Origin of the sequence: Steroidobacter denitrificans (assembly GCF_001579945.1) — a bacterium.
Classification (GTDB): Bacteria; Pseudomonadota; Gammaproteobacteria; order Steroidobacterales; family Steroidobacteraceae; genus Steroidobacter; species Steroidobacter denitrificans.
Genome location: NZ_CP011971.1, coordinates 223,005 through 235,777, shown reverse-complemented (window position 1 = coordinate 235,777; position 12,773 = coordinate 223,005). Strand labels below are relative to the sequence as shown.

General features: G+C 60.2%; 13 protein-coding genes and 1 pseudogene. 7 read left to right on the top strand and 7 right to left on the bottom strand.

Annotated elements, in window-relative coordinates; all coding sequences use genetic code 11:
* Window positions 1-50: 50 nt before the first annotated feature.
* A pseudogene (locus ACG33_RS00975) lies at window positions 51-1,241 on the bottom strand (MFS transporter); the annotation flags it as partial.
* A 226-nt stretch (window positions 1,242-1,467) separates the two neighbouring features.
* On the opposite strand from ACG33_RS00975, the gene ACG33_RS00970 reads away from it, so the two are divergent.
* Window positions 1,468-2,148 (top strand): suppressor of fused domain protein, encoded by a 681-nt coding sequence (locus ACG33_RS00970; protein WP_210399124.1) that lies wholly within the window; start codon window positions 1,468-1,470, stop codon window positions 2,146-2,148.
* Window positions 2,149-2,164: 16 nt separating this feature from the next.
* Here ACG33_RS00970 and ACG33_RS16630 read toward each other — a convergent pair whose 3' ends face one another.
* Complete coding sequence (locus ACG33_RS16630) at window positions 2,165-2,698, bottom strand: DUF411 domain-containing protein (RefSeq protein ID WP_083537100.1); 534 nt, start codon at window positions 2,696-2,698, stop codon at window positions 2,165-2,167.
* Window positions 2,699-3,020: 322 nt separating this feature from the next.
* Window positions 3,021-3,560: a DUF924 family protein gene (locus ACG33_RS00960; protein ID WP_066917958.1), complete on the bottom strand. Its 540-nt coding sequence runs from the start codon at window positions 3,558-3,560 to the stop codon at window positions 3,021-3,023.
* Between the two features lie 293 nt (window positions 3,561-3,853).
* Here ACG33_RS00960 and minC point away from each other — a divergent pair, with 293 nt between their 5' ends.
* The 5 genes from minC to ACG33_RS00930 all read left to right on the top strand — a co-directional run bounded on the left by minC (window position 3,854) and on the right by ACG33_RS00930 (window position 8,084).
* Window positions 3,854-4,621, top strand: a complete 768-nt coding sequence (gene minC, locus ACG33_RS00955) for a septum site-determining protein MinC (RefSeq protein ID WP_066917957.1) — start codon at window positions 3,854-3,856, stop codon at window positions 4,619-4,621.
* Window positions 4,622-4,772: 151 nt separating this feature from the next.
* The gene (gene minD, locus ACG33_RS00950; RefSeq protein ID WP_066917956.1) at window positions 4,773-5,585 is read left to right on the top strand and encodes a septum site-determining protein MinD; all 813 of its coding nucleotides are present in this window, start codon (window positions 4,773-4,775) and stop codon (window positions 5,583-5,585) included.
* A gap of 2 nt (window positions 5,586-5,587) precedes the next feature.
* A complete protein-coding gene (gene minE / locus ACG33_RS00945; protein ID WP_066917955.1) occupies window positions 5,588-5,836 on the top strand; it encodes a cell division topological specificity factor MinE in 249 nt (82 codons plus the stop codon).
* Between the two features lie 284 nt (window positions 5,837-6,120).
* Window positions 6,121-7,386, top strand: a complete 1,266-nt coding sequence (locus ACG33_RS00935) for a TCR/Tet family MFS transporter (RefSeq protein WP_066917953.1) — start codon at window positions 6,121-6,123, stop codon at window positions 7,384-7,386.
* 119 nt (window positions 7,387-7,505) lie between these two features.
* On the top strand, window positions 7,506-8,084 hold the full coding sequence (locus ACG33_RS00930) for an outer membrane beta-barrel protein (RefSeq protein ID WP_066917952.1): 579 nt from the start codon (window positions 7,506-7,508) through the stop codon (window positions 8,082-8,084).
* 84 nt (window positions 8,085-8,168) lie between these two features.
* On the opposite strand, the gene ACG33_RS00925 is transcribed toward ACG33_RS00930, so the two are convergent.
* A complete protein-coding gene (locus ACG33_RS00925; RefSeq protein WP_157071616.1) occupies window positions 8,169-8,525 on the bottom strand; it encodes a hypothetical protein in 357 nt (118 codons plus the stop codon).
* Window positions 8,526-8,744: 219 nt separating this feature from the next.
* On the opposite strand from ACG33_RS00925, the gene ACG33_RS00920 reads away from it, so the two are divergent.
* A complete protein-coding gene (locus tag ACG33_RS00920) occupies window positions 8,745-9,350 on the top strand; it encodes a superoxide dismutase (RefSeq protein ID WP_066917950.1) in 606 nt (201 codons plus the stop codon).
* A 159-nt stretch (window positions 9,351-9,509) separates the two neighbouring features.
* Here the strand turns inward: ACG33_RS00920 and ACG33_RS00915 are convergent, their stop codons facing one another.
* The 3 genes from ACG33_RS00915 to ACG33_RS00905 form a co-directional block, all read right to left on the bottom strand.
* Window positions 9,510-9,992 carry a hypothetical protein gene (locus tag ACG33_RS00915; protein WP_066917949.1) on the bottom strand — a complete coding sequence of 161 codons (483 nt, stop codon included), beginning with the start codon at window positions 9,990-9,992 and terminating at the stop codon, window positions 9,510-9,512.
* Window positions 9,993-10,097: 105 nt separating this feature from the next.
* On the bottom strand, window positions 10,098-11,678 hold the full coding sequence (locus ACG33_RS00910) for a phospholipase D family protein (RefSeq protein WP_157071615.1): 1,581 nt from the start codon (window positions 11,676-11,678) through the stop codon (window positions 10,098-10,100).
* A 78-nt stretch (window positions 11,679-11,756) separates the two neighbouring features.
* A complete protein-coding gene (locus ACG33_RS00905; protein ID WP_066917947.1) occupies window positions 11,757-12,773 on the bottom strand; it encodes a glucokinase in 1,017 nt (338 codons plus the stop codon).

Below are 12,773 nucleotides of genomic sequence, written 5' to 3'. Positions count from 1 at the left end.
AAGCTGTTGCGCATCGCCGCCGGATCCACGGCAATGATCCCGTGCGATGCTGTGCTCTCCACTCGTGGCAGGAACAAAGCCAACACACCGATCGCCGGCAGATACGCGCATATGTGGTAAACGAATTCGATGCTGGTTGCATCAGCCAGATATCCCAGCACCGCCGCACCCAGACCGCCCATTCCGAACGCAAACCCGAAAAACAGACCGGAGATCAAGCCGATCCGTCCGGGCACCAGATCCTGTGCGTATACCAGGATCGCAGAAAATGCCGAGGCCAGGATGAGCCCGATCGGCACGCTCAATACGCCCGTCCAGAATAGATTCGCATACGGCAGCACCACGGTGAACGGCAGCACCCCCAGAATCGAAAACCAGATCACATGTTTACGCCCGATACGATCTCCGATGGGTCCGCCGGCGAATGTGCCCACCGCGACGGCACCAAGAAATACGAACAAATGAACCTGTGAACTCCACACCGAGACATGAAACCGCTCGATCAGATAGAACGTGTAATAGCTGGTCAGGCTGGCCAGGTAAAAATACTTGGAAAAGATCAGCGCAAATAGAATCCCCATAGCACCATACAACCTGCCGTGGCTCAGAGGCGCAGCTTCCCGCAAGCTGTGCGTCCGTACAGCCGGGTAACGCGCCTGCTGCTGATACCAGGTCCCGATCCTCGATAACAGCACGATTCCCAGCAGCGCAGCCAGCGCGAACCATGCCACGCTCTTTTGTCCGCTCGACAGCACGATGAAGGCGACGGCCAGCGGCCCAACCGCCGAGCCGGCGTTGCCCCCCACCTGGAACAGGGACTGGGCGAAGCCGTGCCGCCCCCCTGACGCCAGACGCGCCACTCGCGAAGATTCCGGATGAAACACCGAGGAGCCGATGCCGGTGGTCACAGCCGCCAGAAGCAGCATCGGGAACGTCCGTGCGACCGCCAGCGTGAGCAATCCCACCAACGTGAACCCCATGCCGACGGCCAGCGCATAAGGCAGGGGACGCCGATCGGTATACAAGCCGATCAGAGGTTGAAACAGTGACGCGGTCGACTGGTACACCAGCGTCACCAAGCCGATCTGCCCAAAATCCAGAAGCAATGCGTCCTTCAGGATCGGATACATCGCCGGCAGCAGCGACTGCATCATGTCGTTCAGGAAATGGCAAAAACTGAGGCCGCTCAGCACCGCCAACGCGGTCGTGGCAGATCGGGTATCGTCGATATCGGCGCTCATCGAAATGAAATCGGGAACCGGTAAGAAAGGCCGTACAGTCCGCCAGGCGGCGGATATCCGCCGACCTCCACGAATTCGGGGCTTGGAATCTTCATGCAGCATATCGCGGGCGACGCCGCGAACGCCAGCCGGCCCGGCGAACGGCATGACCTTGCGGAAACATACCGGTAAGATCGGCCTGTCCTCGGCTCCCTGCGAGCCGCCCGATGTCAACCTAGCTATGTCAGTGCGAAAATCTGCTCAACCCCTCCGCCGTCAGAACATTCACGCCCATGTTGAATGTCATATCGGCCGGATCGAACAGGTATTCCAGAATCCGGACGCATCACGCGATGCACCGTATTCTGCGCACGATGATATCGAAGTGCTGCATGTCGCTCCCGACCCCGCGCTACCCTATCATCTGCTCGTCACGGCAGGCATGAGCGACCAGCCGATGATCCTGCCGGCCGACAAGAATCAGGACGAAGCACCAAGCAGGCTGGAGCTGATGATGATCTTGCCGCAACAGTGGTCGTTGGCCGGCGGCGCCCAGGACGAGCGGTACGGCTGGCCGATCCGCTGGCTGGGAACACTGGCTCGCTATCCCCGCATTCACAACCTCTGGCTAGGCTGGGGTGATGTCGTGCCCAACGGCAATCCACCGCGTCCCTTTGTCTCCTATACCCGGCAGTGCGGTGCGATCCTGGCGCCTTCGTTGCAAGTCCCTGTGGCATTCTATGAATTGGGCAGCGGGCCGGATCGCATTGCGTTCTATGCAGCGATTCCGTTATACCTCGAGGAAATGGCATTGCGGCAACGGGAAGGCATGGAAGTGCTATTCACGAAACTTCTGGAGCACGACATCCGCGATATCGTCGATTGCAAGCGCCGCAACGTCGCGAAACGATTTTTCGGATTGTTCTGATGCATGCGCCACGGCGCTACCGTGGGTACCTTCCGTACACGCTGGTGCTGCCATCCTGGTGCACCAGCAAGACTTCGAACGAGTCGACCCGGTCACCTATCTCCATGCCGGGCGATCCGATCGGCATGCCCGGTACCGTGAGCCCCTTCGCCGCCGGCCTCTCCGCCAACAGGCGCAGCACATCGGCGGCGGGGACATGGCCTTCCAGAAAGTAGCCGCCGACCTCGGCTGTATGACAGGAACCCATTCCCGCAGGCACCCCGACCCGCTCCTTGATCGGACCGAGATTATCGACATCATGCTCCGTCACCACGAATCCGTGACTCCGCATATGTTCGATCCAGTGACCACAGCAGCCGCAGTTGGCATTCTTGTAGACGACTGCTTCAAGCTGCGCATTAGCAGGCTGCCCGTTGACCGGCGGCGCGAGCGCCTCGCGAGCCGGCTGGGACGACGCGATCAGAGCCCGTTTTTCCTGGCGGCACGCGCCCAGGGAGATGGCGAGAGAAATCGCAGCAAGAAGCAGCAACAATGCATGTGCGGATTTCATGAATCGTCGATATCCGAACGACATGTGGAATCGCTCATTATCGCCCATGCAACCCCATCCCGAAACACAAACTTCCACGTGAATAGGCTGCATCTGCGGCGGGTCGTAGTCCCGCTCATGATCTTCGCCCGCCGTGCCTTCGGATTCACGGCAGGCGAAGATCATGAGCGGGATAGCCAAACTTGAGGCTCCCGGAATCCCGTGCCAGGCACCTTTCGAGAAGCCAACGATCGATTGATCGGTTCCGGTAGTTACCATCGCACCCGATTCGTGAGAACGGGAGCAGGCCGAAACCGCCGGCTCACCCTGTAGATTTTCGATATTAGAAGCCGGAATGCGTTTCCATGAACCGCAACTCTTCGGGGCTCGACTGTCGTCCCAGCACGGCATTGCGGTGCGGAAACCGGCCGAAGCGCTCGATGATCTCCCGATGCTGTCGAGCATAGTCCAGTCCGTTGGCATCACCCAGCGCAGTGAACAGTTCCACGGAGCGCGCCTGTACCCCTGGATCCTCGCTATGCTGAAAGGGCATGTACAAAAAAAACCGCTGCTGCCGTTCGAGTTGCATATCCAGACCAGCGGCGATGGCCTGCTGCGCGATCGCCAGTGCCTGGCTGTCCCGCGCGTAGGCTCGCGGCGAGCCGCGAAACATGTTGCGCGGCATCTGATCCAGCACGAGCACGGCAGCCAGATGCGATCGCGCATCCTCCAGTGGCACGCCGCCCGGCTGCGCAACCCGTTCATAGAGCGTCAGGAATCGCATCCGGATCATGGCATCCACGCGCTCGTCTTTTTTGAACCACATGCTGCTGTCCAGTTCTTGGAACCAGAAGCTCAACACCTCGTCGCACCAATCGTTCATGAGCCAGTCTCCTGCCAGAATTTCACCAAGTCTGCAATAGACTTCGAGCCCAATAGAGTTGAGCCTGCCCTTCCGGTGCCTGCGCAGACGCCGGTCAGGTCCGAACTTCCGCCTCGATGATCTCATCATGCCCTGACTGCGCGTAACCAGCACCCCAAGCTCCGTCCTGTGTGCCCGCAGACGCAGTCCGGCCTGCATCCCAGGCGCAGTCCCGCTACACTTCGCACTTGCCGTGGCTCGTTCTTGCGCCGCCGACACTCCTCGAAGCCAAATCGAAGCAAAAATTTCCCTCGATGAACAAAGCCGATGCCATACCCGACCCTGCGCTAGAGATTCGTTTCGGCCAAGTGGGACTAGCCCAGGCGAGGATCCACACCACCGATCCTGGCACGCTTCTCGATGAGCTCTCGGGTCGCATCGCGACCGCACCGCAGTTCTTCGAGCGTGCCCCCGTATGTCTGGATCTCAGCGCTCTCGAACAAGAGCCCGACGTCGAGGAAACCCGCAAGGCTCTAGACGCCATACGTCGCGCGGGTATGCTGCCGGTAGGGCTGGCACATGGCACGGAGACCATCGATATCCTGGCGCGTGCGTTAGAACTGCCCATCCTGACACAGTTTCGCGCCCAGGCCCGAACGCCCGGGAGCGCGCGAGTCAAGGAACCCGTCACGCCGGCTTCTTCGCCTTCGCCCGGACCGGTGCCGGTACCGGAGGTCCCCGAGTTCGCCCTGCCGACCTTGATGCACCACCGGCCTGTACGCTCCGGCCAGCGCATCTATGCCCGGCATCGCGATCTGGTGGTCACTGCCGCGGTCGGCGCGGGCGCCGAGGTGATCTCGGACGGTTGCGTACATGTCTATGGTTCCCTGAGAGGCCGCGCCATCGCCGGCGCGCGCGGCGAAATGACCGCCCGCGTGTTCTGTCAGGAATTCAACGCCGAGTTGGTATCGATCGCCGGCGTGTTCCGCGTCTTCGAAACGATCCCGCCGGAATTGGCCGGACACCCGGTGCAAGCCTGGCTGGACGGCGATGACCTGCGATTTGCAAGCATGGGCGGCTGAGCAACGATCGATCATCCATGTTCACCGTCCACTCATCTTTTTCGACTGTTAGTCCTCGTCCAGCACGCCCCCCCCCGGCACGACCTGCCAGGCGGGATGAACGGTGGCGAATCCACGGACACTGACGCTCTATTCACCAGGAGATCCAGCTTTGACTGAAATTATCGTTGTCACCTCCGGCAAGGGGGGGGTCGGCAAAACGACGACCTCGGCCAGCATCGCCTGCGGCCTGGCGCGTCGCGGCAAGCGCGTCGCGGTGATCGACTTCGACATCGGACTGCGCAACCTGGATCTGATCATGGGTTGCGAACGCCGTGTCGTGTACGACTTCGTCAACGTGATTCAAGGTGACTGCACCTTGAAGCAGGCCCTGATCAAGGACAAACGGCTCGAAACGCTGTTCGTGCTGGCCGCCTCTCAAACCCGCGACAAGGAAGCCCTCGCCCCGGAAGGTGTTCGTCGCGTACTGGATGAATTGATCGCCGACGGCTTCGATTACATCATCTGCGATTCTCCCGCCGGCATCGAGAAGGGAGCACATCTGGCGATGTACTACGCCGATCGTGCCATCGTGGTGGTGAATCCGGAAGTGTCGTCGGTGCGCGATTCCGATCGAGTCCTGGGTCTGCTGGCCAGCAAAACCGCGCGGGCAGAGCGGGGCGAGCCCGCGGTGCGGGAGCACCTGATGTTGACGCGCTACAGCCCACGACGCGTTGCCACGGGAGAAATGATGAGCGTCGAGGACGTGAAGGAAATTCTCGGCATCGACGTCCTGGGCGTCATTCCCGAATCCCAGGACGTATTGTCCGCATCCAACGCCGGCACGCCTGTCATTCTCAACGAAGACAGCGACGTGGCAGACGCCTATGAAGACGCGGTCATGCGCCTGCTGGGCGAGACCCTGCCGTTGCGTTTCCTGGAAGAACCTAGGAAAGGGTTCTTTGCCCGCATGTTCGGAGGCTGAAGATGAGTCTACTCGCTTTGTTTCGCCGCGCACCGCGAACCGCCAACGTGGCCAAGGAGCGCCTTCGCATCATCGTCGCTCAGGAGCGCAGCACGCGCGGCGGTCCAGATTATTTGCCGCTGCTGCGCCGGGAACTATTGGAAGTGATTCGTAAATATGTCAACGTCGATCCGGATGCGATCCAAATCAATCTCGAACGTGAGGACGATCAAGAAATCCTGGAGCTATCGGTGGCATTGCCGGGAAAATAAGCCGCGGGGTAATCCGCATATTCAAGCCGGAGTATTCGGAGATTTTGATATTCTTCGATGATGCAGGCGTCGTGTTCCATTTCACTCTGCCCCTGGCGCCGCCGGGCTCCTGCTCAACCGCGGACGGCATGCCTGCCGATCACGACGAGCGGCCTGAGACATGGCGCGGACGGACCATGATCAGGCGATCGGTGCCGAAATACCACGCGCCCGACCATCGGGAGCGGTAACATTCGCGCCAGTTCCGACGTGGATCATGGATTCGGCTCCCCACTGGATTGCGCATGACTGGACCTCTGCCCGCTCCGCGCCGCGCGGCGTTCATATTCATTTTCATCACGGTCCTGCTGGATATGTTCGCGATCGGCGTCATTATTCCGGTGCTGCCGCGACTGATCGAAGATTTCATGGGCGGCGATACCGCGCGTGCTGCAATCACCTATGGCGTCTTCGGCACCGCTTGGGCGTTGATGCAGTTCCTTTTCTCACCGGTGCTGGGATTGCTATCGGACCGCTTCGGACGCCGGCCCGTCATTCTGCTGTCGAACTTCGGGTTGGGTCTGGATTACGTATTCATGGCGCTGGCGCCTTCGATCGGCTGGCTGTTCATTGGTCGTCTCATTTCGGGTGTCACGGCCGCCAGCGTCAGTACGGCCGGTGCATACATCGCCGACGTCACCCCGCCGGCGCAGCGCGCCGCCAGATTCGGCATGCTGGGTGCGGCGTTCGGAGCGGGTTTCGTCCTGGGGCCGGCACTGGGGGGCCTGCTGGGCGATATCGATCCCCGCCTGCCCTTCTGGGTAGCTGCCGGATTGAGCCTGACGAATGCCATGTACGGCCTGTTCATCCTGCCGGAGTCTTTGTCCAAGGAACGGCGTGGCGCCTTTTCATGGCGCAAAGCCAACCCGGCCGGAGCGCTACAGCTGCTACGCTCGCATCGCGGCCTGTGGGGCCTGGGGTGCATCCACTTCCTGAGCAGTCTGGCGCATGTAGCGCTGCCCAGCGTATCGGTGCTCTACATGGGATATCGATATGGCTGGAACGCACAACAAATCGGTCTGCTGTTGGCCGGCGTCGGTATAGGCACGATCATCGTGCAGGGGCTACTGGTCGCCCGAGCGGTCAAGTGGCTCGGAGAACGGCGCACCATGCTGTTGAGCCTCGGCTTCGGCGCAGCGGGTTTTTTGGTCCAGGGTATCGCCCCGAACGGTTGGTGGTACTGCATCGGCATCGTCATCATGTCGCTGTGGGGCATGCTCAATCCGGCGTTGCAAAGCACGATGACACGGCTGGTCGACTCGGCTGAACAAGGCCGCCTGCAGGGTGCGAACAGCAGTGTCATCGGCATCGCAAACCTGATCGGCCCGTTGCTGTTCACGCAGATCTTTGCGAGCTCTATCATGGGGCACGGCAGATGGGAGCTTCCCGGCGCACCCTTCCTGCTGGCGACATTGCTTCTGATGGCCGCCGGCATGCTGGCGTTGCGCGTGATGAGCAACGCGTTACAGACATCACTCGACACGTCCCGCGCCGTCGGCGAGCGCGGTTGATGCTGTTGCCATTAAGAGACATTTCCGACCTTAGGGACAAATACCCTGTAGAATGAGAAATATCGGCAACGATACAAATCGACGCCACGCGCCGACCTAACGCCCTGGAGATTCACCCGATGCAACGACGCATATCGAGCCTGTTGGCTGCCCTGATCGCTACCGCTTTGCCCGTCGCCAGCCAGGCCGATACGATGAATTACACCTACATCGAACTCGGCTACGTCGACACCGAGATCGATGTGGGACCCAATGATCTGGATGGCGACGGCTTCGCCCTACGCGGCTCCCTGGCAGTACATGAGAATTTTTTCGTCTTCACCGGTTATGAAGACCTCGATTTCGAGCGTGGAGTAGATTCGACGACATTTCACCTCGGCGGCGGCGCGCGCTGGCCCCTGGGCAATAAACTCGACATCGTCGGCCGAGTCGCCATCGTGAAATCCAAGGTCGAATTCGGTAGCCGTGATCAAAACGACAACGGCTTCTTGCTGGGCGCCCGTCTGCGCGGCGAAGTGGCGCCAAAATTCGAACTGGAAGGCGGGTTCGAGTATGTGGATCTGGATGACCTTGGCAATGACACGGCAATCGTGCTGGAAGGCCGGTATTTCTTCCTGGATGCGCTAGCCGGCGGCCTGACGGTGCAATCCACCGACGACGCCAACACCATCGGTATCAATCTGCGCTATACATTCTGACGTATCCCACCAGTCGAATCATCCGCTCGAGAACGCTTCCGCACAGCCCGGGGATGACGCCAATCATCCCCGGGCGCGGTCGGCCTAGAATTCCACGAACACGGCCTCCAGGATCTGCGCCTCGGCAGCACAGCCGATCTCGCGCAGATCACCCGGCCCCGAAAAGAATCGATCGGTGAGATCCTTACCCCCATCGGCACGCCAACGCACGGTCGTTGCGATCGATTTGTAAGTGTGTGTATTGATCAGCCATAGACGACGATTCGTATCGTCGCAGGCGCCCTCCAGCTTGAGGGATATGAAATCGGCCGGCAGCGCGTCGTGCTGCGACTGCCGTGCCGGCTCCTGTTCCTGGGATGGCGGCGGCTCCGCCCAGGATCGCCCTGCCCCCATGACCGTCAACATAATGGCAAACACTGCGATTCGTATCGTCCTATCCACGACCGATCCTCCTCGGAGCCGTACGAACCTGCGTTAATATAATTCGTATGCGGTCTCACCGCATGACGTACACGCAGGATTCATGTACAAATGCACTGTAGCGCCGCGTACGCAAGGCACAACGCCCCTGCAAGTAACAGGGCAGGTGTCCATGCGTTCGTTTCGCATTCCACGAATCATTCCGAACTACTGACTTCGACCTACTGGAGGGCGCCTACCATGGCCTTCACGCTGTCCCCTTTGCCTTTTCCCAAGGATTCCTTGGGCGCAACCATGTCCGCCCGCACCCTGGAGCACCATCACGGCAAGCATCATGCGAATTACGTGAACAAGCTCAATGAACTGGTTGCGGGAACGAAATTCGAGAACGCCGACCTGGAGACGGTGGTGCGCGGCACCGCTGGCGCTGACGGCAAGGACAAGAAAATATTCAACAATGCCGCTCAAGTCTGGAACCATGATTTTTTCTGGGCCTCCCTTGCTCCCAACGGCGGTGGCACGCCGCCTGAAGCAGTTGCAAGCCGATTGAACGCCAGCTTCGGCTCCGTGGAGAACTTCCGTGACAAGTTCGTGGAAGCCGCGGTGAATCAGTTCGGCAGCGGCTGGGCGTGGCTGGTATCCAAGGATGGCAGACTGGAAATTACCACGACCTCCAATGCGGAAAGTCCCCTGGCCTCAGGCGGCCATGCTCTTTGGACCTGCGACGTCTGGGAGCATGCCTATTATCTGGACTACCAGCAAGATCGCGCACGCTTCGTCAAGACGGTGATCGAGAATCTGGCCAACTGGCAATTCGTGGGCAAGCGGTTGGCCGAAGCCGGCTAAATCCCGCCCCTCCCCGCGAATCCACCATGAATCACAGCCCGCCGCAACGGCGGGCTGATTGCGCCGGGCCACGTACTCTGGTGATAAAACACCGGCGCATCGCCATCGCCATCGCCATCGCCCTGTGTCGACGTTCGTCCTGAAACTGATTCCACCGGCTTACTTCGGGGCTTGTTCCAGAGTATCGAGATGCGGGGTCATGCTCTCTTGCTGCCGGACTCTATCCGGCTGTGATGCCTGATCCGGTTCCACTCCACGCGAAGATGAAGTCGCGGGTGTTTGCACATCATAGGGTTGCAACAGCACGATCCCCGGTTGCGGCGGCGAATCGGTCTGTTCGGGTTGGAACTCTACGCCAGGCTGTGTCACCAGATAAGTATCGATCAATCGATAGTAAACCCGCAAAAATGCATCCAAGGCACCGAAAATCATCACCACCGGCACCAGGGCCAGTATGAAGGTAATCAACCATTTCAAGGGTTTCGGTCTTCTGGCTTCAGACTCGCGCTCCCGATCGGCATCGTTCGCTGCCTGGGCACGCCACTGGATCGCGCGCTGCAACTCGGTCAAAGGCGGCTCGAACGGCACGGCGCTGTCATCCGGGGTGGACTCCGGCATGTGCTTCTCAGTGGAATGACTCATGACGATGGCTCGGCCAATGACAAGTCAGGAATGATGCTAGTTTAACTCGACCGGCGGATATCGAGCGCCGCATCGCTCCCGATCCCACACCTGCGCATGCCCTGCTCAGAGTTGGGATTCGATGGGCAGAAGCCCCAACAGCCAGGTGACCGCCCGCCGCCACCCGTTCGCGTGCGGATCCCTGTCATGGAAAACCTCCACACCGCCGACCAATTCGCTCCAACGCGTCCGGCCGCGCTCGTCCAGAGAAACCGTATAACTGTTCTCGGGTCTCACGGCATCCTTGAAAAGATCAGCCATTTGGCACGCAAGTTTTTCACTGTCGATCCAGGCGCCCATTTCACAATTGAGCTGTGCCGATCGAGGATCGATATTGAACGAACCGACGAATACAAGGCGGCGATCGATGATTGCAGCTTTCGTATGCAGGCTGGCGCGTGAGGAGCCCAGGCGCATTCGCTGGACGTGCTCACTGGGTGCCAGGGCTTTCAGTTCATACAAACACACGCCGCCTTCCAGCAGCGATGCGCGATACCGCGAATAGCCGCTGTGCACCGCCGCAACGTCGGTGGCTGCAAGGGAATTCGTCAGCACGGTGACATCGACACCTCGCCTGGAAAGTTCCCGTAAAGCCGCTGTGCCGCCGGCGCCTGGAACGAAATAAGGAGAAATCAGCAAGATTTCCGTATCTGCCGCATCCAGGCTCTCGATCATGCTTTCCAGTACGCCGGGATCGATGGTCGGTGCGTGCCGTATTGCTTTGCGGGGATCATCGGTTACGATCCGCACGGTATCGGATTCGTACCAGCGGCTCGCATCCGACAGCAGCTGGGAAAATTTCGGTGCCTTCAGCATGCGCTGCATATACGGCGTTTCCATGGCGAACCGCGTCGATTCTGCAAGAAGAGCGGTGCGCAGTTCGTTCAACGTGTACTTGCTTTGCCCCACCCGGTGCAGACGCGATACGGGGACGGACGACGAAAACCGCCAGTAGGTCTCGAAACTATGCAAGGTCTCACCTACTGCCGCGCCGCTCAACAAGACGTCCATATCGACGAAATTCACCTCCTCACTGACCGAAAAATATTCATCGCCGATATTGCGCCCACCGACGATGGCCAACTCCTCGTCCATGATCCAGGACTTGTTGTGCATCCGATGATTCAGGCGCGACCAGCGGGAGAACAATTCCCGCAGCGTACGCAATATGCCCGCCCGAGTCGCGAACGGATTGAACAATCGAATCTGGATTTTGGGATGGCGGTTCAACGCCACGAGCACCGAATCACGTGAGCGCGCATCCATATCATCCAGCAATACACGGACACGCACGCCGCGATCGGCAGCCTGCAGCAATTCGTGCGCCAGGTAGCGACCGGTCGCATCGCTATGCCAGATGTAATACTGCACGTCGATGCTGTGGAGCGCTGCCCTCGCGGACGCCACTCGCACGGCAAAGGCTTCGCATCCGTCGGGAAGCAGGCACACCTTCGACACCGGTGTCGCGGCCAAGCCATCGCTCGATCCGCCAGCCTGCTCGGTGCCTGGTACCGCGTGCGCTACGGCCGACGTCGATGCGCCGGCACGTTCCAATGAAGATTCCTGTCGATCCAGCCGCAATGCCTGCCCCGATGCCGCAAAGACCTGATGATCGCATGCCTCGGGGGAACAGGTTAACCTGGACACAACAGCCACGATCTTCCGACCCTCGCCCTGCCGGTCCAGTTTCAATGGCCGGGTGATGATCAGTGCCCCGGTCGGCAGTCAGTCGGCCTCCCATCGCGGCCCCGGCGCCGTGAACGAACGCGCCAGGCCGGCCAGGGCCGGCAACCGGGTGAGAATCACATAGGTCGGCACGGCTGCCAGGTAGGCCCTATATCGGCCCTTGTTTTCGAAACGATCACGAAACGGTGAGTTCGCGAATCCGCGGCCCAATGCCGGTACGATCCCGCCGCCGATATATACTCCACCGGTGGCTCCCAATGTCAGCGCCAGATTGCCTGCCACCGTTCCCAGCAAAGCACAGAACAAGCTCACTGCTTCCAGGCACTGCCGGCAGGAAGCTTCAGCCGCGCGCCTGGTAATGTCCGGTGGATTCAACAGCTGCGCAGCGACCCCATCCAGCGCACACAGCGCCTTATATATGTTGACCAGCCCCGGACCCGATAGCATACGCTCGGCCGATACATGCGAAAAATGCTGGTGCAGCTGCCGGTAGACCGCAATCTCGCGTTCGCTCACGACAGGCAAGGTGGCGTGGCCGCCTTCAGCCTGCAAGGGCATCCAATGTTCGCCGGCAGGTATCAAGCCCGACATGCCCAACCCGGTCCCCGGACCGAGCAGCGCCAGTGGACGATCGGGTACCGCACATCCTGTGCCGACTTGTTCCAGTTCATCAGACGGCAGGTGGCGTATCGCCATAGCCAGCGCCGTGAAATCATTCAGGATGATGAACCGACGCCATCCCAGGCGTCGGCGGATCTGCGAGGCCGAGAACTGCCAGACATGGTTCGTCATGCGTACCTGATCGCCCGACACCGGGCTGGCGATCGCGATCGCGGCTTCCAGAGGCCGCCGTGCGCCGGTTTCCGCGCCGGCAATCGCCAAGTAATGCTCGACCGCCGCGCCGAAGTCGGGAAAATCGGCGCAGGCCAATACCCGCTCGGCATGCCATCCGGTCTCTTCCAGCAAGGCAAAGCGAGCATTTGTGCCGCCGACATCGGCGATCAGGCGGATGGGTACGGGAATTTGCGCAAAAGACCCGGGATTCTGGGAAAGCAT